The organism is Amycolatopsis sp. NBC_00438, from assembly GCF_036026695.1.
GTDB lineage: Bacteria > Actinomycetota > Actinomycetes > Mycobacteriales > Pseudonocardiaceae > Amycolatopsis.
On the sequence record NZ_CP107923.1, the window covers coordinates 5,020,222 to 5,040,825 of the forward strand.

The following is a 20,604-nucleotide window of genomic DNA, read 5'->3' on the forward strand; positions in this document are numbered from 1 at the left end:
ACCGCCTTTACCGCTCGCCGCGGATGGTCCGGCGCAGCTTCGGGACGCGCTCGGCGAGCGGGCGTTCCGCGCCGCGCTGGGTCGGCTCGTAGTAGTCCTTGCCGACCAGCTCGTCCGGCGGGTACTGCTGCGCCAGCACGCCTTCCGGCACGTTGTGCGGGTAGCGGTAGCCCTGCGCGTTGCCGAGCTTCTTGGCGCCCGCGTAGTGCCCGTCGCGCAGGTGCGGCGGGACGCTGCCGGCCAGCCCGGCGCGGACGTCGGCGAGCGCGGCGTCGATGCCGGTGACGACCGCGTTCGACTTCGGTGCCGTGGCCAGGTGGATCGTCGCCTGCGCGAGCGCCAGCCGGCCCTCGGGCATGCCGATGAAACCGACGGCGTGCGAGGCCGCGACCGCCGCCTGCAGGGCCGTCGGGTCGGCCATGCCGATGTCCTCGCTGGCGTGCACGACCAGGCGCCGGGCCAGGAACCGCGGGTCCTCCCCCGCCTCGATCATCCGGGCCAGGTAGTGCAGCGCGGCGTCGACGTCGGAGCCGCGGATCGACTTGATGAACGCACTGATGATGTCGTAGTGCTGGTCGCCGTCGCGGTCGTAGCGCACCGCGGCCTTGTCCACAGTGGACTCGACGATGGGCAGGTCGATGGTCTTCGCCTCGGTGGCCGACGCCGCGTCCGCCGCGGCTTCCAGCGCGGTCAGCGCGCGGCGCGCGTCCCCGCCGGCGAGCCGGACGAGGTGGGCGCGGGCGTCCTCGGTCAGCGTCAGCTCGCCGCCGAGGCCGCGTTCGTCGGTCAGCGCGCGCTCGATCAGCCGCGTGATGTCCTCGTCGGTCAGGGGGCGCAGCTGCAGCACCAGCGAGCGCGACAGCAGCGGCGAGACGACGGAGAACGACGGGTTCTCGGTGGTCGCCGCGACCAGCAGCACCGTGCGGTCCTCGACCGCGCCGAGCAGGGCGTCCTGCTGGGTCTTGGAGAACCGGTGCACCTCGTCGATGAACAGCACGGTGTTCTCGGTGTTGTACTGCCGGCGCCGCCGGGCCTCTTCGATGACCCCGCGCACCTCCTTGACGCCCGCCGAGAGCGCCGACATCGCGACGAACCGGCGTCCGGTGGCGATCGAGACCAGGTTGGCCAGCGTCGTCTTCCCGGTGCCGGGCGGGCCGTAGAGCAGCACGGACGCCGGTGCCGCGCCCTCGACCAGCCGGCGCAGCGGGGCGCCTTCGCGCAGCAGGTGCTGCTGGCCGACGACCTCGTCGAGCGACCGCGGCCGCATCCGCACGGCCAGGGGCGAGCTCGCCGGATCCGCCTGCCGCTCGTCCGCATTCGACACGGTGCGTTCGGGTGGGGGCGCCACGTCGGCGTTCACGGTGAAGAGCTCGTCTTGTGCCACCCGGATGACGTTAACCGACGCCACCGACAGAACCCTTGCCCCGGTGTTCGAGGGCGCGCTACCGTCGTCTTGACTGATTGACCGAAAGTGCGAATCCGGTCAACAGGTCACTCTCGACGAAAGAGCGGGTATGAGCCATCCCAACCGCGAGCGCGGCGACCGCATCCTGGACGCGGCCGGCGAACTGCTGCTGCGCATGGGCTACCGCAAGGTGGCCGTCGACGACATCGCGCGCGCGGTCGGCATCGGCAAGGGCACCGTCTACCTGCACTGGCGCAACAAGGAACTGCTGTTCCAGGCGCTGATGATGCGCGAATCGGCCGATCTGACCGAGGTCATCCTGGACGGCATCAAGGCCGACCCGGCGATGATCCTGCCGCACCGGATGATCTCGTCCTCGTTCCTCGCCACCCACCGGCGGCCGCTGGTGATGGCGATGTTCCGCGGCAACGCCGAGATGTTCGGCTCGCTCGGCGACCTCGCGCTGCGCAAGCAGCAGCAGGAGCTGAGCGGGCACTTCGAGGACGCGATGCGCCGGCACGGGCTGGTCCGCACCGACGTCCCGAACCTGGACTACGCGCTCAACGCCACGGCGATCGGCTTCTACTTCACCGACGTGGTGTCCGGGAAGTTCGACGCCATCCCGCTCGAAGAGAGGGCCGACGCCCTCGCGTACACGATCCGCGCCTCGTTCGAGCCGCCCGGGGAACCCGACCCCGCGGCGGTCGCGAAGGTGGCCGCGGAACTCACGGCGGCGCTCGAGGAGCTCGTCTCGGGCTACCGGAAGGGGATCTACGCACACGATCCCACCAAGGATCCCGGCTGATCCCGGGTTCACACAGGGAAAAGGGGCGGACATGACCACCACACTCGCCGACACCTGGGGACTGCACGAATCCCAGTTCTGGCTGCGCGGAAAGCAACCGGCCGAGCGCGTGCGGCACGCGGCCGACCTCGGGTTCTGGAACGTCTACGGGCACCCGGAAGCCGAAGAGATCCTCCGCGACCCGGCGACCTACTCCTCGGACACCACCCGGCTGGTGCCGAAGGAGATGATGCAGGACGCCGACCTGGAGGCGATGTCGGCGGGCAACCTGCTGCAGCTGGATCCGCCGCTGCACAACAAGATGCGCAAGCTCGTCAGCCGCGCGTTCACGCCGAAGGTCGTCGCCGACCTCGAGCCGCGCATCGCCGCGGTGACGAACGAGATGCTCGACGAGGCCGGCGGCTCCGGCCGGCTCGAGCTCGTCGAAGACCTGGCCTACCCGTTGCCGGTGATCGTGATCGCGGAGCTGCTGGGGGTCCCCGCGAGCGACCGGCACCTGTTCAAGGGCTGGGTGGACAAGCTGTTCAGCTCGTCCGAGCAGTTCTCGCTGAAGGAGCAGAGCAAAGCCAACCAGGAGTCGGTCAAGAACTCCCTGGAAGGTCAGAAGCAGCTCATCGAGTACCTGGGCGGGCACGTCGACGAACGTCGCACGCAGCCGCGCGAAGACCTGCTGACCAAGCTCGTCGAGGCGGAACTCGACGGTGAGAAGCTGACGCGCAACGAGGTCGTCAACTTCGCGAACGTGCTGCTGCTGGCCGGGCACATCACCACCACGATGCTGCTCGGCAACGCCGTGCTGTGCCTGGACACGCACCCGGAATGGGACGAGCGGGTGCGCGCCGACCGGTCCCTGGTGCCGCCGCTGATCGAGGAGTCGCTGCGCTACCTCTCGCCGTTCGCGGCGGTCGCCCGCACCACGAACCGCGAGGTCGAACTCGGCGGCGCGACGATCCCGGCCGAGCAGATGCTGATGGTGTGGGTGGCGGCGGCCAACCGGGACGAGCGGGTGTTCGCCGAGCCGGACACGTTCAACCCGCTGCGCGATCCGAACCCGCACCTGGCGTTCGGGCGCGGCATCCACTTCTGCATCGGCGCGCCGCTCGCGCGGCTCGAAGGGCGGGTGGCGCTGGACATCCTGTTCGACCGCTACCCGGCGCTGCGCACGATCCCGGGCGAGCCGCCGAAGTTCCAGGTGAACCCGAACATGACCGGCGTGCGGGAGCTGCCGCTCACCACGGGCTGAACCGGTTGCGCTCTGGGCGAAATCCCTCGCCCGGGGCGCGTCCGTGCGGCGAAGGTGGGCGGATGCGGATCGCGGTGCTGGCGGACATCCACGGCGTGCTGCCGGCGCTGGAAGCCGTGCTGGCCGAGCCGGACGTCGTCGCGGCCGATCGGATCGTGCTCCTGGGCGACATGCTGGCCGGGCCGATGCCCGTCGAGACCCTCGAGCGGCTGGTTTCCCTGGGCGACCGTGCGGTGTGGGTGCGCGGCAACGCCGACCGCGAGCTGGCGGCGTCCGCGCGCGGCGACGGGAAGTTCGTGCCGGACCCGATCTTCCCGTGGGCGGCGCGGCAGCTGCGGCCGGCCGATCTGCCGGTCCTGGACGCGCTCCCGCTGACGGTGACGCTCGACGGCGTGCTGTTCTGCCACGCGACTCCGCGCGACGACACCGAGATCGTCCTCGTCGACAGCCCCCTCGAACGCTGGGCGGAAGTCCTGGAGGGCGTCGTCGCTCCGACGGTGGTGCTCGGGCACACCCACATGCCGTTCACGCGGCTGGCGGACCGGCGGCTGATCGTGAACCCCGGCAGCGTCGGCATGCCTTACGGCACCGGCGGTGCGCACTGGGCGTTGCTCGGCGACGGCGTCGAGCTGCGGCGCACGCGGTACGACGTCGAAGCGGCTTGCCGGTACCTCACGGCACACAGTGCCTACCCGGATGTCGAGGAGTGGGCGGACTTCTTCGTCCGCAACCCGGCTTCGGACGCCGAGGCGTTGCGCGTGTTCAGCGCGTCCGCTCGCGGAACGAGTGCCACATGATGACCGCGGCGTAGGGCAGGAACTCGCGGCCGCGGCGCCACAGCCACGGAATCCCCTTCAGCACCAGCCATCCCACGTGTCCCGTGGTGCTCGGCTCGACCCCGCCGCCGCAGGTGAGGCTCACCGGCTCCGGCACGGCGAACCCGGCGCCGGCGAGCAGCCCGGTGAAGCCGTGGGCGAGCATCCGGTGGCCGAGTTCGGACGGGTGCAGCCGGTCGACGCTCCACGACGGCAGGTCGTACGCGCCGGGCAGCCGGTCGAGGTCCAGGCAGGGCACGCCTTCGCGGGCGACGACCTCGTCGATGGCGGCGTTCAGCTCGGCGACCCGGGCGCTGAGCGCGCGCTTGAGGGCCGGCGGGAGGCGGAACACCTTGCTGTGGTCGTGGAACCGGACCGGGATGACGGTGGTGCCGACCTCGCCGAGCCGGCGGACGACCTCGGTGAGATCGGCGGCGATGCGGGCCGCGTCGAAGTCGGGCCGGAGAGTGTCGTTCATCCCGGCGACGACCAGTGCCACATCGGGCCGGTGGGCCACCGCGGCGGGCACCTGCTCGCTGAGCACGCAGTGCATCCGGGCGCCGGCGAAGGACGGGTTGAGGTAGCCGTCGGTCCCGACGCCGAGCGCCGCCGCGACCAGCGGGCCGACACCACGCTAGCCACCCCGCCGAGGCAAGGGATCACCGAGCCCGACGGCGGTCGAGTCGCCGAGCACCACGAGCCGCCGCGCCCGACGGAGCGCGGGGACGGCCTGCACCACCGGCACGGCCTGCACCACCGGCACCGCCGCGAGCGCCGGCCGGGAGGGTTCGGGAAAGGGAGTGACTTCGAGGCTGGTCACGGTCACGCCTCAGACGATCGGACACGCAAACCCACCTGCGGTGAGGACGAGGTAACGCGGCCGCGACACCGCGCCTAATTCTTGGCACTCCGCTCACGATTGTCCGAAATGTCCGCGCTCATCGCCCCGAAGCAGCCCCCACCCTCCCCGGGGGGCCGGCCCCGCATCCAGCGTATCGACAAGCCCCGACGAAAAGCCGGGAGAAGCCGGGGCCGGGCCGGCTTGTCCACATCACGGCCGAGCTGTGGACAACCGGTCTGCCGCGGCTGGTCGCGAGTGTTTGGCCGGGTTGGAGCGGACCTGCTTTTGGTGACCGCCGGGCCGCGAGCAGCCGCATGCGGACTGCGGGCAGCCGGGCGGGCAGGCAGCGGGACTGCGGACGGCCGGGCCGCGGACAGGCTGGCGGGCGGGTTGTGGAACTGGCGGGTCAGCGGAAGGCCGGGTAGAACGCCAGGTCCGCGTGTGGCCCCAACCTCGCCGCCAGCGCCGCCGCCACCTTCGACGAGAACTCCGAGACCGCCGTCATCCGGACGTAGCCCGCGTGCTTGGCCAGGTCGCGCCACCACGTCACCAAAGCCGCCTCTCGGCTCACCGGGGCCGCGTGGCGGGACAGGTCCAGCGCGCCCAGCTCTTCGCCCGAGATCAGCCAGACCCGCAGCAGCTCGCTCGTCGTCAGGTGCCCGGCCAGGGCTTCGTCGTCGGCGAACGCGGGCCACACGCCCGCCACCTCCGCGCGCCACGCCGCGATCATCGCCTCGCTCATGCCGGCGGGCAGGGCGAGCGCGTCGGGCCAGTTCGCGAACGGCAGGCGCAGGTTCGCGGCGTCGACCAGGGCCGAGCGGACGCAACCGTACTCGAAGTCGAGGAACCGCACGCCCTCGCCCGTGACCAGGTTGTTGTCGGGGCTGAGCTCCACCGGGCTGAACGCGCGGAAGGCCGACGACCGGGACTGCTCGACGGCGTAGGTGACCGCGTCGAGCACCGGGTCCGGCACCGGGATGCCCAGCCGGTCCTGGATCAGCGACGGCACCCGCGCGCAGAGCTCGTCGACGTCGCCGTGATCGCTCTTCGCCGGGCCGCCGAGGCGGCGCAGCAGGGCGTTGAAATCGGCCTCGCGCCCGGCGGTGTTCGCGTGCAGCCGGCCCAGCGACCGGGCCCACGACAGCAGCGCGCGTTCGGCGGCGCGGGAGTCGCGGGCGGAGAGCTTGTCCTCCAGGGTCGCCGTGCGGCCGAGGTCCTCCAGCACGAGCACGCGGTCGCGGCCGTCGTGGGCCAGCAGCTCCGGGCACATCCGCTCGTCCGGCGACAGGGCCGTGAACAGCTGGTAGCTGACGGCCTCCTGGGCGAACGAATCCGGCTCACCCGGCGCCGGCACCTCCGGGTAGTGCTTGATGACCAGCGTGCGCGGCAGCGCGAAGGACGACGACACCACTCTCGCCCGGACGACCGTGGCCGGTCCGCTGCCCGCGAGGTCTTCCGGCGAAACCAGCGTGATCGGACTGCCGAACCGGCGCGAGAGAACGGACTCGCCCGCCGCGACGGCTGCAGCGATGTCCTGCTCGGCTCCTGCCCCGACCCCAGCGTCGCCGGTGGAGGAGGTGTCGACTGTCATTGTCACCGACCCTACTCGTGACTGAGCAACCATGACTACTGACATCCGGACAACAAGGGGCATCCCCGCCGGATCCGGGTCACCCGCGTGAAAGCGGACGAAGCTCCTCCGGGGAACGGTGCCCATTCCGGCGCACGATCAACACAACGGCCGCGGCTGCAACGATTCCGAGAAGGTTCACGAGCAGCTGCCCGATCGACTGGAGACACCTGCTCCACTCCCCCGCCACGGCCGCGACGACCGCGTATCCCGCGGCCGGCACCGTGGTCACCGAGATGAAGACCCCCACGAGCGCGGCCGACTTCGCCGACGTCATGGCGAGCATCCCGGCCGCGCCGGCGAGCATCGCCACGACCAGCGACGGTACGCCCACCGAGAACACGAAGTCGACCTCGCTGTGCCGCTTCAGCTCGAACGCCTGCGCGCCGAAGACGTCCGTCACCCGCACCAGCAGGGCGCCGCCGAGCGTGACGACCATGGCCAGCGGGAAGCCGATCGCGAGCGCCGCGCCCGCCTGCCGGACCAGGTCCCAGCGCCGCAGCACGAGGCCGACCGCGAACGCGGCGAGCGGCCCGAACTCGGGGCCGACGACCATCGCGCCGACGATCGTCACCGCCGAGTCGGTCAGCACGCCGACCGCCGCGAGCAGGCACGCGATGATGAGGAACGCCAGGAACGTCACGTTGAGCCGCGACTCCTCGCCGGTGCGGGACAGCAGCTCCTGCCACACGACGGCGTCGGCGCCCTCCCCCGGCGCGGCTTCCTCCGCCTCGTCGGCGGCGTCGGACAGGGCCGTGTCGAGCGCTTCCAGGGTGATCCCGCCGGTGCGGTCGAGTTCGAGCACGCACAGCGCGTCCACGATCTCGTCCGCCGCTTCGCGCGCGATGTCGGCCTCGAGCAGGTCACCTTCGGGTGACACGGCGGCACCGCGGTGCACGATCAGGTGCGCGGTGCCGGCGTGGACCCGCAGGATTTCGAGCGCCTGGGCGGTCTTGTCCGGCGGGCACACGGCCCTGAGGTGCAGCACTAGTTCTGCGGGGCGGGGGCGGCCGGCTTCGCGTCGATGCCGGCCTCCTTGCGCTGCTGCGCGGTGATCGGCGCGGGCGCCGCGGTCAGCGGGTCGTAGCCGCCGCCGGTCTTCGGGAACGCGATCACGTCACGCAGCGAGTCGGCCTTGGCCAGCAGCATGACGATGCGGTCCCAGCCGAACGCGATGCCGCCGTGCGGCGGCGGGCCGAAGGCGAAGGCGTCGAGCAGGAAGCCGAACTTCTCCTGCGCTTCCTCCTCGCCGAGGCCCATCAGCGCGAAGACGCGCTTCTGCACGTCACCGCGGTGGATACGGATCGAGCCACCGCCGATCTCGTTGCCGTTGCAGACGATGTCGTAGGCGTAGGCCAGGGCGTTGCCCGGGTCCTGCTCGAACTTGTCGATCCACTCCGGGGTCGGCGAGGTGAACGCGTGGTGCACCGCGGTCCACTTGCCGGAGCCGACGGCGACGTCGTCGCCGATGTCCTCGACCGGCGCGAACAGGGGGGCGTCGACGACCCACACGAACGACCAGGCGTCCTCGTCGATCAGGCCGAGGCGCTTGCCGATCTCGTCGCGCGCGGCGCCGAGCAGCGGCTGCGTGCTCGCGGCCTTGCCGGCGGCGAAGAAGACGCAGTCGCCGACCTTGGCGCCCGCCGCGGCGGCGACGTTCTCGCGCTCGGCCTCGGAGAGGTTCTTGGCGACCGGGCCGCCGAGCGTGCCGTCCTCGTTGACGAGGATGTACGCGAGGCCGCGCGCGCCGCGCTGCTTCGCCCACTCCTGCCACGCGTCGAGCTGGCGCCGCGGCTGGCTCGCGCCGCCGGCCATCACGACCGCGCCGACGTAGGGCGCCTGGAACACGCGGAACGGCGTGTCGGCGAAGAACTCCGTCATGTCGGTGATCTCGAGGTCGAAGCGCAGGTCCGGCTTGTCCGAGCCGTACTTGGCCATCGCCTCGTGGTAGGTGATGCGCGGGATCGGCCGCGGGATCTCGTGCCCGATCAGCTTCCACAGCGCGGTGACGATGTCCTCGCCGACCTTGATGACGTCGTCCTGCTCGACGAAGCTCATCTCGATGTCGAGCTGGGTGAACTCCGGCTGGCGGTCGGCGCGGAAGTCCTCGTCCCGGTAGCAGCGCGCGATCTGGTAGTACCGCTCCATGCCGCCGACCATGAGCAGCTGCTTGAACAGCTGCGGCGACTGCGGCAGGGCGTACCAGGAGCCGGGCTTGAGCCGGGCCGGGATCACGAAGTCGCGGGCGCCTTCGGGGGTGGAGCGGGTCATCGTCGGGGTCTCGATCTCGACGAAGTCCTGGTTGTGCAGCACCTCGCGGGCGGCGCGGCTGACCTCGCTGCGCAGCCGCATGGCCGCGGCCGGGCCGCTGCGGCGCAGGTCCAGGTAGCGGTGCTTGAGGCGGATCTCCTCGCCGACGTCGACCCGGTCGTCGATCGGGAACGGCAGCGGCGCGGCCTCGGACAGCACCTCGAGCCCGGTCGCGAGGACCTCGATCTCGCCGGTGGGGATCTCGGCGTTCGCGTTGCCCTCGGGGCGCTTCGCGACCTCACCGACGATCTTGACGCAGAACTCCGAGCGCAGCGCGTGGGCGCGCTCGGCCATCTCGCCTTCGCGGAAGACGACCTGGGCGACCCCGCTCGCGTCGCGGAGGTCGATGAAGATGACGCCGCCGTGATCTCGCCGCCGGGCCACCCATCCGGTGAGGGTGACGGTCTGTCCGGCCTGCTCGGCACGCAAGGTGCCGGCGTTGTGAGTGCGGAGCACTGCGACTGCTCTCCTTCGACATGGGCGGTTCTCGCTGCCCGGAAAGGCTAACGAACCGCCCAGTTCTTTCGGGGGTCCGGGTGGCAGAGCCCCCGGCTCGGGGCGAAGCCCCGCAGGTCACAGCCTACGACGTCGGCAGGCTTGGCTTGCTCCTCGGTCCCCGCGTCAAAGAACGAACTTGGGCCGGGCCTCCAGCGCGGCCACCAACCGGTGGGCCTGGGCCAGGTAGGCGGCGACCTGGTAGATGCGGCCGCCGGGGTGCGCGACCAGCCAGTTCGCGGCCGCCGACGCGGACGCGAAGAACGGCTGCCCGGCGCACGCGACGGCTTCGACGTGGTCGAGGCCGAAGCCGAGGTCGATCGCGGCGACGACGGCGGAGGGCGGGTCGGCCTGCACGATGCCCCGCGACGTGAGCTCGATGCGGATGCGGGTGCCGGTGACCGGGCAGGTCGCGACGGCGTGCACCGGCTCGTTGGTCGCGAGGGCCAGCAGGAACATGTCGACCGAGCCGTCCGGGCCGGCGCCGAGGGTGCCTTCGGCCGGTTCGAGCCGGTGGTGGGCGCCGCGCGGCGCGGGGCCGGTCGAGACGAGGTCGCGGTGCAGGGTGAACCCGATCAGCTCGACGAGCCGCCGCGCTTCGGCGGGGGTGACACCGACGGTCCCGGCGAGGCGGTCGACGCCCACCGGGTGGCGGCCGGCCCGGGTCAGCTTGAGCGCGGCCCAGGCGAGCCGGGCCGCCGCGACACGGTCGGTCTGCGAGGTCGTCAACGTCCGGCTCCTTTCGGATCGATCCCTTCGACGTTAGGCGCCGACGAGGGGGGCCGACAACGACACGATCGGACATTTTCCCGCAAGCACCCGACTCCGCGCGCGCAAGTGCCGCCGGGTTACGGCGAACGGTGCAGCGGCGTGGTGTCCGGGGTGACGGCCTCACTCACACGGCCGCCCGGTGAGGGGATCACGTACTGAAATGGTGGCCCATAAAGGACAATCAAACCAACCGTGGCGGATCTGCGCCACGGGCGTCAGCCTAGCCGGAGTCGCCCCCCGCCCGGGTGGTCGTCCCGCTGGGTGGGCACCGGCGGCTCCCGGCCCGGTGGGTCCCGGCCGCCCCGCGCGGGCACCGTCACAACAGCCGCAGCTGCTCGGCGGGCGCGACGTCGCCCCGCGGCGCGGGCACCGGCGGTTCCGGAAGCCGCGGCTCGTACCCGGTCTTCGGGGCCAGCCCGTGCCGTCGCAGCAGCGGCGCCACGCGCTCCCCGAGCCGCTCGCGGTAGGCCTTCCGGACATAACTCCCCTTCGCGTACAGCTCCCGGTAGCGCGGGACCAGCGCCGGGTACGTCCCCGCCAGCCAGCGGCCGAACCACTCGCGGGCGCCGGGGCGCAGGTGCAGCGGGATGACCGTCACGCTCGACGCGCCCACCTCGGCCAGGCGCGCGAACAGCGCGTCGAGGGCCTCGGCGGAGTCGGTCAGCCACGGCAGCACCGGCGCCACCAGGACCGAGCACGGCAGCCCGGCCTCGCGGGCCTTGCGGACGAGCTCCAGCCGCGCCTGCGGGCTCGGCGTCCCCGGCTCTAGGCGGTGCTGCAGCTCGCGGTCGAACAGCGCGATCGACACGGCGAGGCCGACCGGGACGTCCGCCGCGACGCTCTGCAGCAGCGGCAGGTCCCTGGCCAGCACCGTGCCCTTCGTGAGCACCGACAACGGCGTGCCGGAGCGCGCGAGCACCGTGATGATGCCCGGCATCAGCCCGTAGCGGCCCTCCGCGCGCTGGTACGGGTCGGTGTTGGTGCCCATCGCGACCGGCTCGCGCTGCCAGGACGGCCGTTTCAGCTGCGCGGCCAGCACCTGCGGGGCGTTGATCTTGACGACCACCTGGGTGTCGAAGTCGTGGCCGGCGTCGAAGTCGAGGTAGGTGTGGGTGTTCCGGGCGAAGCAGTTGTGCGACACCATGCCGTCGGCGATGAAGTCGCCGGTGCCGGTGGTGATGTCGAACAGCGGGAGCTGCAGGCCCAGCGCCTCGATCGCCTCGACGCGCCGCCTGCTGGCGCCGATCACCGAACCGTCGAGCGAGCGTTTCCAGCCGACCGCCGGGTTGCTCAGGTGCAGGAACCGGAGGACTTCGCCGGCGCCGCCGAGCAGCCGGACCTCCTGGCGCGTCGGGAACTTCGGCACTTCGTCGAGCTGGTGCGCGAAGTCGAAGGCGGTGAGCGCGGCCGCGAAGGCGTCGGTGATCTCCGGCTCGTCGTGCGCGACGGACAGCAGGCCGCGGCCGTGGCTGCCGGCGAGGTCGAAGACACCGGCCAGGAACCCGCGCCGCCAGTGCGCGTCCGGGTCGGCGGGCACCTTGAGGAAGCCGACCGACGCCCCGAAGTCCGGCAGGTACTCCAGCGCCCGCGCGGCCGCGTCCGGCTCCGCGGCGAACCCGCCGGAGCGCAGCATCCCGCACAGGTAGCCGGCGCGGTACCCGAGCGTCTCGTCCGGCGTCGGCTCGAACCGGCCGACGCCGATCAGCTCCGCGCCGGGGGTCAGGTGCGGCCGCTGGGCGACGCCGAGTCTGCTGCCGGTGACGTGCTTCCAGCCCTTCGAGGTGAGGAACCGGTGATCGCCGCTCGCGACGAGCCGGGTGCCGTCGTCGAGGGTGACGCGGTAGGCGTCGCGCAGCGTCGTCCAGTGCGCGAGCACCTTGGTCGGCACCAGCCGCCGGGCCGCGCCGTGGCCGCGGGTGCCGTAGATCGCGTCGCCGGCCTTCAGCTCCGACAGCGCCCGCGTCCGGCCGTCGGCGAGCAGGATCCGGGTACCGCCCTCCAAGCAGTACGTGCAGGCGTGGGAGCAGCCGCGGTACGGGTTGACCGTCCAGCCGAACGGCACCCCGGAGCCCGCGGGCACCTTGTTCAGCACCGAGCGGGCGTTCACCTCGTGAAAGGTGACGCCGTCGAATTCCGGTGACCGCACGGAACGCACCAGGCCTTCCAGCCCGGGCAGTGCCGGCTCACCCTCCCCTGCTCGCTGCCGATCCCATCGCACTCCGGCAGTCGAACACATGTTCTATTGGGGTGTCAAACGCGTTCGCGGCGGGTGGGACGGGTGGTGCGGATGGGGCGTCAGGAGGTGAACCGGTCCAAGGCGCGGATCTTGTTGGTGGCGTCCAGCGCGGCCACCTTGTAGGCCTCCGAGAGCGTCGGGTAGTTGAAGACCGCGTCGACGAGGTAGTCGACCGTGCCGCCGCAGCCCATCACCGCCTGTCCGATGTGGACCAGGTCGGTCGCGCCCGTGCCGAACACGTGCACGCCCAGCAGCTTCCGGTCCTTCGTGGACACCAGCAGCTTCAGCATGCCGTAGCTGTCGCCGGTGATCTGGCCGCGCGCGAGCTCGCGGTAGCGGGCGATGCCGACCTCGTACGGCACCGACGACGACGTCAGCTGCGCCTCGGTGGCGCCGACGTACGAGATCTCCGGGATCGTGTAGATCCCGATCGGCTGCAGCGCGCCGAGGCCGTTCGCCGGCTCGCCGAAGGCGTGGTACGCCGCGAGCCGCCCCTGGTCCATCGATGTCGCCGCCAGCGCCGGGAAGCCGATCACGTCGCCGACCGCGTAGATGTGCGGGACCTCGGTGCGGTAGTGCTCGTCGACGACGAGCCGGCCGCGCTCGTCCGCGGCCAGCCCGGCTTGGTCCAGCGCGAGCGAGCCGGTCATGCCCTGGCGGCCGGCGGAGTACATCACGCCGTCGGCCGGGATGCGCTTGCCGCTGACCAGGGTCGTGATCGTCGCGTCGTCGGACACCGCGACGTCGGCGACCTTCTCGCCGAACCGGAACGTGACGCCGAGGTCGCGCAGCTGGAACTTCAGCGACTCGACGATCTCGGGGTCGCAGAAGTCCAGCATCTGGTCGCGCTGCTCGACCACGGTGACCCGCGAGCCGAGCGCGGCGAACATCGACGCGTACTCGATGCCGATCACGCCCGCGCCGACCACGACGAGCGACGACGGAATCGACTCGAGCCGCAGGATCTCGTCGGAGTCGAGCACGCGGGCGGCGTCGAAGTCGACGTGCCCGGGCCGCGCGGGCCGGGTGCCGGTGGCGATCACGACGTAGTCGCCGGTCAACGTCCGGCGGTCGCCGGCGTGCTTGCCGTCGACGACGACGGTGTGCGGGTCGGCGAACGAGCCCATGCCGGCGATCAGGTCGACGTGGTTGCGCATCAGCTGGGCGCGCACCACCTGGACCTCGCGCCCGACCACGTGCTGGGTGCGCGCCAGCAGGTCGGCGATGGTGATGTCCTGCTTGACCCGGTAGCTGGCGCCGTACAGCTCGCGCTGGTTCATGCCGGTCAGGTAGAGCACCGCTTCGCGCAGGGTCTTGGACGGGATCGTGCCGGTGTTGACGCACACCCCGCCGACCATGTCGTGCCGGTCGACGACCGCCACCTTCTTGCCCAGTTTCGCCGCCGCGATGGCGGCCTTCTGCCCGCCCGGGCCGGAACCGATGACGATGAGGTCGTACTCGTGCTCGCTCACGGTGTCGAGCCTGCGCACCCGGAGCCCGCCGCGCAACCCCCAGCGGGTGAAGAGGGGCGCACGCTCAGGCCCGGAGGGCGCCCCGGCGCCGCTGCCAGCCGGTCACGGCGTCCAGACCGGACTCGATCTCCTCCGTGAGCAGCGCCGTCAGCTGCGCCGCGACGTCCACGCCGAGCAGCTTGCCGACCCGGCCGTCCGAGAGCAGCGCCAGCGCCTCCCACGGTGAAGTCGCCAGCGAGCCGGCCGAGACCCCCGGGGCCGGCGGTGTCAGGCCCTCCTCCAGCCCGAACCGCCCGGCCGCCAGCAGCGCCGCGAGGACCAGGTGGGGCTGGGCGTCCGCGCCCGGGAACCGGAACTCCAGGCGGCGGTTCTCCGCGGGCCCCGCCACCCGGACCGACGCCGTCCGGTCGTCGTGGCCCCAGCGGACCTCACGCGGCGAGAACGGCGCCGTCCGCAGCCGGACGAAGCCGTTCCACGTCGGCGACCACACCGCCGTCAGCGCCCGCGCGTCGCGCAGGACGCCGGCCAGGAACCCGCCCAGCAGGTCCGGCGGCGAGCCGTCCACTGTGGACAGCGACAGGTGCACGTGCCCCGAGTTCCCCTGTCCCGGCGCGGGCGCGGCCAGGTAATCCGCGGTGACGCCGTGGCGCGCCGCGACCCGGCGGACGATCAGCTGCTGCAGCAGGACGTCGTCGCAGGCGGCGAGCGCGTCGCGGTGGCGCAGCACGATCTCGTACTGGCCCGGGTGGCACTCCGCGCGCGCCGACTCGACGCCCAGCCCGGCCTCGTCGAGCGCCACCCGCAGGTCGCGCAGCAGCGGCGCCAGGCGTTCGGTGCCGCCGACCGCGTAGTCGACGCCGTGCGCGGTGAGCGGCTCGCCGGCCGCGTCGCGGAACACCACCTCGTGCTCGATGCCGACCGACGGCACCAGCCCGAGCCCTTCGAGCGCTTCGAGCTGCCCGCGCAGCACTTCGCGCGGGGCCAGTTCCGCGACCGGCCCGGACGGCCACCCGGCGTCGCACACCACCGCCCACGTCCGGTCGCCGAGCGGGATCGCGCTCGCCGCGTCCGGCCGCATCCGCAGGTCGCCGTACCCCTCCAGGTAGCCATTCAGGTAGCCACCGAGCGCGCCGGACCCGGGCAGCGCCGCGCGCTCGGGCGTCCACGCGAAGACGTAGCTGCAGACGCCGTACCCGTCGGTGAGGACGTCGGCGGCGAACGGCGCGGCCAGCTCGACGGCGGCGAAGCGGGCGTGCGGATCGGGCACCAGCAGGAGCAGGCGCGCGCCGTCCTCGGCGAGCACCCCGCGCAGCACGGCTTCCCCGGTCACGGCCGCCGCGCGCCGGTCGGCCAGCGACCGCGGGCCGACCGGGCGCGCGAACGGCGTCACCACGCGCCGCCGGGATCCGCGGCGTGCAGCGGGTTCGGCACCCGGCCGAAGCGGACGTCGAACTCGTCGTCGCGCTCCACCTTGTCGAAGCCCTGCCCGGCGAAGTGCTCGCGGTTGAGCGTGACGCGCTCGACGTCCGGCGCGAACAGCCGGCACGCGTCGAACCGCGCGGCGACGTCCGGGTTCTCGTCGCGGTAGCGGCCGACGATCTCCCGCACCGGCGCCCAGAACTTCGCCCGCGGCAGGCCCAGCTCGTCGAGCAGCACCTCGGCCCAGAACCGGAACTGCCCGGAGAACACCGAGCTGAACAGCGACTGCGCGAGCAGGTGCGCGGGCCAGCGCAGCATGTCGGCGGCCGCCTCGGGCGGGAGGCTTTCGTAGCTCTCGAGCTGCTCGTCGAGCAGGTCGACGCCCTGGGCGAAGTCCTTGATCAGCGCCCGCTGCGGCACGCCGGCGGCGTCGACGACGAGGATCAGGTTCTGGCCGTGCGGGCAGAAGCCGACACCGTGGCGCAGCAGCCACTGCAGCAACGGCGTGAGCGTCAGGTCGAACAACCGCGTCAGCCACGCCTCCGGGTCACCGCCGCCGATCAGGTGGGCGAGCACGGAGACGCCGTCGGGGCCGCGATAAGGCAGGGCGGCGAACGAAATCGCGCGCTCGCCGTCGCCGAGGTGTGCGGTGAGGGGCTCCCGCCACAAGGCACCCAGGGTCTCGTGGAACCGGTACGGCAGCTCCTCCAGGTGCCCGAACAACGGATGCTTGACCGACACGCTCGCGACCTCGCCGAGCAGCCCGAACCGGTACTTCTCGGCCAGGAGCGGATCGCCGGCGCTGACCCGGCGCAGCCACGACGTCACGGACGGCCCGGCGAGCGTGGCCGCGGAGTTGAGCCCCCGGTAGACGAGTGTGTTCCGCACCGACACCGCGGTCTTGACGTCGTGCCGCCCGGGCGCGCTCACGTTCGCGAGCGTCCGGACCGTCTGGTGCGCGCGGTAGCCGTCGGCGCTCTCGCCGAGGTCGATCATGACACCGGTGGCGAGCTCGGCGGCGTAGAGCGTGCCGAGGATTTCGTCGGCCTGCCACGGGTGCACCGGCACCCACACGTAGTTGTCGGGCGCGCGCCCGGCGAACTCCGCTCGCAGGTCGCCGAGTTCGGCGTCCAGCAACGCGTCCCGGCTCAGTTCGCCGACACTGCGGAACTCGGCGTGGTCGGGGTGGACGGCGAACCAGCGCAGCCGGACGTCGGCCCCGGCCTCCGGCGCGTAGCGGGCGCGGTCGGCCGCCGAGAAGCCGACGCGGCCCTTGTTGAGCACCAGCCGCGGGTGCCCCGTGAGGTGCCCGTCGGCGACGTTGTAGTCCAGTGTGGACAGCTCGGCGGCGGTCGGCGCGCGGCGCAGGCGGGCGGCCTCGTTGGCGACCGTCGCGGTCAGCTCGGCCAGCACGTCGGCCAGGCGCAACCCGCTGAGCCCCAACGTCTTCCGCGCGTCCACGACGAGCGCGCGCGGGTCGGTGACCGGCTCGCCGGACCGGTGCGCGCTGCCCGGCACGACCGTCCAGGCGTCGAACGCGCCGCGCCGGGCGCGGAAGGTGTAGGTGACGTCGTCCGGCAGCTCGAGCCGGTAGCTGTCGCCGTCGGCCACCGGCTCCAGCATGTGCTCGTACGACAGCTCGCCGAGCATCTTGTGCGTGATCAGGGCACCGGCCGCGCGCCAGGCGGCCGCCTCGTCGATGCTCACTTCTCCTCCAGGCCGAACGTGGTGAAAGCGGTGCGGTCGGGCAGCTCGTGCACGGTCTTGCCGCACACGGCGTTGAGGATCACGGCCGCCCGCCAGGCCCCCAGGCCGAGGTCGGGCGCGCCCGGCCCGTGCGTGTGCCGTTCCGCGTTCTGCACGAACAGCGGCCCCGGCACGTCGAGGGCGACCCGGTGGTCGGGGCCGACCACGAGCCGGCCCCGGTCGTCGCGGCGGACGGCGTCACCGAGGCCGGCGAGCAACGGCCCGGTCGGCGTTTCGCGATAGCCGGTGGCGGCGACGACGGCGGCGGTGCGCACGGTCCCGTCGCGGCCCTGCTGCGCGTGCCGCAGTCCCAAGTCGACATAGCCATCCACAGTGGACGCCGAGACGACCTCGACGCCCGGGCTCAGCACCGCGCCGGGCCAGCCGCCGCCGATGCTGCGGCGGTAGAGCTCGTCGTGGATCGCGGCGATCGTCTCGGCGTCGATCCCCTTGTACAGCTGCCACTGTGTGGGCAGCAGCCGGTCGCGGACCGCGCCCGGCAGGCCGTGGAAGTAGGCGGTGTAGTCCGGGGTGAACTGCTCCAGCCCCAGCTTCGAGTACTCCATCGGCGCGAACGCCGGGGTGCGCGCGAGCCAGCGCAAGCCGTCCACAGTGGATCGCGCGCGCAGCAGGTCGAGGACGACCTCGGCGCCCGACTGCCCGGACCCGACCACTGTGACGCTCTCGGCGGCCACCAGCGCGTCGCGGTGGGTGAGGTAGTCCGCGGCGTGCAGCGCGAGGGTGTCCGGGTCCGAGACCAGGTCCCGCAACGGTTCCGGCACCGACGGCACCGAGCCGACGCCGAGCACGACGGCGTCGGCGAGCACCGGTTCGGCGCCGGCGACCGTCAGCTCGAACGCCGCTTCGGCCGCGTTCCAGCGGACGTCGGTGACCTCATGGCCGAACCAGCACGACGGCAGCCGCGCGGCGGCCCAGCGGCCGTAGTCGTCGTATTCGGCGCGCGGCAGGTGGAACCGCTCGGCGAAGTAGAACGGCAGCAGCCGGCCGCGGTCGCGCAGGTAGTTGAGGAACGACAACGGGTTCGTCGGGTCGACCAGCGTCACCAGGTCGGCGAGGAACGGCACCTGCAGGCTCGCGCCCTCGACCAGCAGGCCCGGGTGCCACCGGAACTCCGGGCGGGCGTCGAAGAACACCGCGTCCAGCCCGTCGACCGGGGCGGCGAGCGCCGCGAGCGAGAGGTTGAACGGCCCGATCCCGATGCCCGCCAGGTGGTGGCGCCTCACGAAGCGACCGGGCTTTCCCGGTTCGCGACGAGCTCGGCACCCGCGGTGGCGGCGATCCGGTCCAGCAGCGGGCGGTAGTCCTCGACGGTGGTGCCGGGGTGCAGCAGCGTCAGCTTGAGCCACAGCTGCGGCGCGCCGCCGGGGCCGGTCGGCAGCGCGGCCCGCCCGATCACCGCGGTGCCCGCCTCCAACAGCGCGCGGCGCACCCGGGCGACGAGCTCGTCGGCTTCGGGGTCCGCGAGGTCGTCGGCGACGACCGGGCGCAGGACCACGGTGGACAGCTCCGGCGCGCCCCAGAGCCGCAGGCCGGGGTGGGCGTCGACGACCGCCGCGACGCCCTGGGCGGTGTCGCAGCAGTGCTCGACGAGCGCGCCGAGGCCGTCGGTGCCCAGCGCTCGCACGGTGACGGCCATCCGGAACGCGTCCGGGCGCCGCGACGTCCGGATCGAGCGGCCGAGCAGGTCCGGCAGGCCGGCCTCGGTGTCGTCGTCGGCGTTGAGGTACTCGGCCCGCACGGTCAGCGCGCCGAGGTCGGCGGCCTCACGGGCGGCGAAGAGCCCCGCCGCGACCGGCTGCCAGCCGAACTTGTGCAGGTCGAGCGCGACGGAGTCGGCCAGCTCCAGCCCGGCGAGCCGCTCCCGCAGGCCGGCGCTGCACAGCACCATCCCGCCGTACGCGGCGTCGACGTGCAGACGGGCCCCCGCCCGCCGGCAGACTTCGGCGATCTCCGGCATCGGGTCGATCGTGCCGGTGTTGGTCGTCCCGGCGGTCGCGACGACGACGGCGGACGCGCCCAGCTCGCGGAGGGCGCCGGCGAGCTCCCCGGGCAGCAGGCGGTCGCCCTCACAGGCGACGACGACCGGCGCGGGCAGGCCGAGCAGCCAGGCCGCGCGGGCCACGCTGTGGTGGGCGTTGACGCCGCAGACGGGCCGGACGTGCGGGTCCCGCTCGCGGGCCAGCAGCAGGCCGAGCAGGTTCGATTCGGTGCCGCCGGTGGTCACGACGGCGTCCGGCGCGGCGGCGTCCGGGTAGCAGAGGCGGGCGATGCCGGTGGTGAACTCGCGTTCCAGCTCGCTGGCCACCGGCGCCTGGTCCCAGGAGTCCATCGACGGGTTGAGCGCGCTCGCCACGACGTCGGCGGCGACGGACACCGCGAGCGGCGGGCAGTGCAGGTGCGCCGCGCAGGCCGGATCGGCGGGATCGGCCGAGCCCGCCGCGAGCAGCCGGCTGAGCTCCTCGAGCGCAACCTCGGCGCCGACACCCCGGCGTGGCAGAGCGCCCCCTTCGGCGGCGAGCGCCGCGGCCACCGCCGCGGGTCCACCGGCCGGCACCGGCCCGCCGCGCTCGGCGACGCCGGCCGCCATGCCGCGCAGTGCCGCCGGGATCAGCTCCCCGAGCCGGTCCGCGCCGCCTTCGCCCCCGGCCAGCCCGTCTCCCCGCATGTACCCCGCCTTCCTTAGGGTTGCCTTGCCTACGCTGGGCAACAGTACGGCGACCGAAGGCTGCGTGTCACCCGGCCCCGTTCCAGCATGCGCGACCGACCGGCGGGAACGCGTCGGCCATCGGGAGTAGGTTCGGCCACGAAGGTGATCGACTGTGACGACGGGCTGCGAGTACGGATCGCCCGCCCGTGTGGGCCACTCCGGGCATCGTGTTGGCCGTTCGGGAACGGCCGGGCCGCCCGGCAACGGCCGACACAGTGACCGGAGTGGCCAACACGGCGACCGGAAAGGCCGGGCTAGTCCGAGTCCGGGCGGCCGAGGCGCCGGCGGACGCGGTCGCGGGCCTCGATCAGGCGGGTCGCCCGGCCGTCTTCGCGGCCGGCGCGGCGGTCGAGCTTCCAGTCGAGGTAGTCGGCGAGCGCGCTGTCACCCCACTTGCGCTTCACCCGGCGACGCCGGGAAAGCAGCCGTTGTTCCGCCGCCTCCGCGCGGACGTCGTCGGGGTTGCCGGTCGCCGCGCGCAGGGTGAGGCTTTCGTGCGCGCGGTTGGCCCGCCTCGCGAAAGCCTTGCTGCGCGGCAGGTTCTTGCGCGACGACTTGGCGTTCTCGCCGTAGTCGTCGCGCCGGTCCTTCAGGTAGCTGAGCCGCTTCTTCTCCTGCGGCGTCTTCCGTCTCACCCGCCCAGGGAACACCCGGTCACCGCCGTACGGCAACCGGGTTTCCCCGGGTC

General features: G+C 72.8%; 17 protein-coding genes. 3 read left to right on the top strand and 14 right to left on the bottom strand.

Annotated features, from left to right (window positions below; all coding sequences use genetic code 11):
* Nucleotides 1-7: 7 nt before the first annotated feature.
* Nucleotides 8-1,384 (bottom strand): replication-associated recombination protein A, encoded by a 1,377-nt coding sequence (locus OG494_RS21990; RefSeq protein WP_328458565.1) that lies wholly within the window; start codon nucleotides 1,382-1,384, stop codon nucleotides 8-10.
* A 130-nt stretch (nucleotides 1,385-1,514) separates the two neighbouring features.
* Here OG494_RS21990 and OG494_RS21995 point away from each other — a divergent pair, with 130 nt between their 5' ends.
* From OG494_RS21995 to OG494_RS22005, 3 genes are all read left to right on the top strand, one after another.
* Nucleotides 1,515-2,210 (top strand): TetR/AcrR family transcriptional regulator, encoded by a 696-nt coding sequence (locus tag OG494_RS21995; RefSeq protein WP_328458567.1) that lies wholly within the window; start codon nucleotides 1,515-1,517, stop codon nucleotides 2,208-2,210.
* 31 nt (nucleotides 2,211-2,241) lie between these two features.
* Nucleotides 2,242-3,453, top strand: coding sequence for a cytochrome P450 (locus tag OG494_RS22000; RefSeq protein WP_328458569.1), 1,212 nt, complete (start codon nucleotides 2,242-2,244; stop codon nucleotides 3,451-3,453).
* A 62-nt stretch (nucleotides 3,454-3,515) separates the two neighbouring features.
* Nucleotides 3,516-4,250 carry a metallophosphoesterase family protein gene (locus OG494_RS22005; RefSeq protein WP_328458571.1) on the top strand — a complete coding sequence of 245 codons (735 nt, stop codon included), beginning with the start codon at nucleotides 3,516-3,518 and terminating at the stop codon, nucleotides 4,248-4,250.
* Here the strand turns inward: OG494_RS22005 and OG494_RS22010 are convergent.
* The 13 genes from OG494_RS22010 to OG494_RS22065 form a co-directional block, all read right to left on the bottom strand.
* Nucleotides 4,216-4,887: an SGNH/GDSL hydrolase family protein gene (locus OG494_RS22010; RefSeq protein ID WP_442874487.1), complete on the bottom strand. Its 672-nt coding sequence runs from the start codon at nucleotides 4,885-4,887 to the stop codon at nucleotides 4,216-4,218. The two genes, OG494_RS22005 and OG494_RS22010, sit on opposite strands and share 35 nt — an antisense overlap.
* 15 nt (nucleotides 4,888-4,902) lie before the next feature.
* The gene (locus tag OG494_RS48420; protein WP_442874451.1) at nucleotides 4,903-5,094 is read right to left on the bottom strand and encodes a hypothetical protein; all 192 of its coding nucleotides are present in this window, start codon (nucleotides 5,092-5,094) and stop codon (nucleotides 4,903-4,905) included.
* Between the two features lie 421 nt (nucleotides 5,095-5,515).
* Entirely contained in the window at nucleotides 5,516-6,700 is a 1,185-nt protein-coding gene (locus OG494_RS22015) for a phosphotransferase (RefSeq protein ID WP_328458573.1), read from the bottom strand.
* A gap of 79 nt (nucleotides 6,701-6,779) precedes the next feature.
* The gene (locus OG494_RS22020; RefSeq protein WP_328458575.1) at nucleotides 6,780-7,727 is read right to left on the bottom strand and encodes a DUF389 domain-containing protein; all 948 of its coding nucleotides are present in this window, start codon (nucleotides 7,725-7,727) and stop codon (nucleotides 6,780-6,782) included.
* A complete protein-coding gene (aspS, locus tag OG494_RS22025; RefSeq protein WP_328458577.1) occupies nucleotides 7,727-9,505 on the bottom strand; it encodes an aspartate--tRNA ligase in 1,779 nt (592 codons plus the stop codon). Before aspS ends, OG494_RS22020 begins: the two co-directional genes overlap by 1 nt.
* A 165-nt stretch (nucleotides 9,506-9,670) precedes the next feature.
* Nucleotides 9,671-10,273: an organomercurial lyase gene (merB, locus tag OG494_RS22030; RefSeq protein ID WP_328458579.1), complete on the bottom strand. Its 603-nt coding sequence runs from the start codon at nucleotides 10,271-10,273 to the stop codon at nucleotides 9,671-9,673.
* A gap of 358 nt (nucleotides 10,274-10,631) precedes the next feature.
* Entirely contained in the window at nucleotides 10,632-12,551 is a 1,920-nt protein-coding gene (locus OG494_RS22035) for an intein-containing Rv2578c family radical SAM protein (protein WP_328458581.1), read from the bottom strand.
* A 59-nt stretch (nucleotides 12,552-12,610) separates the two neighbouring features.
* Nucleotides 12,611-14,023: a Si-specific NAD(P)(+) transhydrogenase gene (gene sthA / locus OG494_RS22040; protein ID WP_328458583.1), complete on the bottom strand. Its 1,413-nt coding sequence runs from the start codon at nucleotides 14,021-14,023 to the stop codon at nucleotides 12,611-12,613.
* 64 nt (nucleotides 14,024-14,087) lie between these two features.
* Complete coding sequence (locus tag OG494_RS22045) at nucleotides 14,088-15,413, bottom strand: glutamine synthetase (protein ID WP_328458992.1); 1,326 nt, start codon at nucleotides 15,411-15,413, stop codon at nucleotides 14,088-14,090.
* On the bottom strand, nucleotides 15,410-17,149 hold the full coding sequence (locus OG494_RS22050) for an IucA/IucC family protein (RefSeq protein WP_328458584.1): 1,740 nt from the start codon (nucleotides 17,147-17,149) through the stop codon (nucleotides 15,410-15,412). The genes OG494_RS22045 and OG494_RS22050 overlap by 4 nt, the downstream gene beginning before the upstream one ends.
* On the bottom strand, nucleotides 17,146-18,432 hold the full coding sequence (locus OG494_RS22055) for a lysine N(6)-hydroxylase/L-ornithine N(5)-oxygenase family protein (protein ID WP_328458585.1): 1,287 nt from the start codon (nucleotides 18,430-18,432) through the stop codon (nucleotides 17,146-17,148). The genes OG494_RS22050 and OG494_RS22055 overlap by 4 nt, the downstream gene beginning before the upstream one ends.
* A complete protein-coding gene (locus tag OG494_RS22060; RefSeq protein WP_328458587.1) occupies nucleotides 18,429-19,874 on the bottom strand; it encodes a pyridoxal phosphate-dependent decarboxylase family protein in 1,446 nt (481 codons plus the stop codon). Before OG494_RS22060 ends, OG494_RS22055 begins: the two co-directional genes overlap by 4 nt.
* 296 nt (nucleotides 19,875-20,170) lie before the next feature.
* The gene (locus OG494_RS22065) at nucleotides 20,171-20,551 is read right to left on the bottom strand and encodes a hypothetical protein (protein ID WP_328458589.1); all 381 of its coding nucleotides are present in this window, start codon (nucleotides 20,549-20,551) and stop codon (nucleotides 20,171-20,173) included.
* Between the last annotated feature and the right edge of the window lie 53 nt (nucleotides 20,552-20,604).

What these genes read in the sequence shown, in the direction of transcription:
- OG494_RS21995 (WP_328458567.1), top strand. Translation starts at nt 1,515, where the DNA reads ATGAGCCATCCCAACCGCGAGCGCGGCGACCGCATCCTGGACGCGGCC.
- OG494_RS22000 (WP_328458569.1), top strand. Translation starts at nt 2,242, where the DNA reads ATGACCACCACACTCGCCGACACCTGGGGACTGCACGAATCCCAGTTC.
- OG494_RS22005 (WP_328458571.1), top strand. Translation starts at nt 3,516, where the DNA reads ATGCGGATCGCGGTGCTGGCGGACATCCACGGCGTGCTGCCGGCGCTG.
- OG494_RS22015 (WP_328458573.1), bottom strand. Translation starts at nt 6,700, where the DNA reads ATGACAGTCGACACCTCCTCCACCGGCGACGCTGGGGTCGGGGCAGGA.
- OG494_RS22035 (WP_328458581.1), bottom strand. Translation starts at nt 12,551, where the DNA reads ATGTGTTCGACTGCCGGAGTGCGATGGGATCGGCAGCGAGCAGGGGAG.
- OG494_RS22060 (WP_328458587.1), bottom strand. Translation starts at nt 19,874, where the DNA reads ATGCGGGGAGACGGGCTGGCCGGGGGCGAAGGCGGCGCGGACCGGCTC.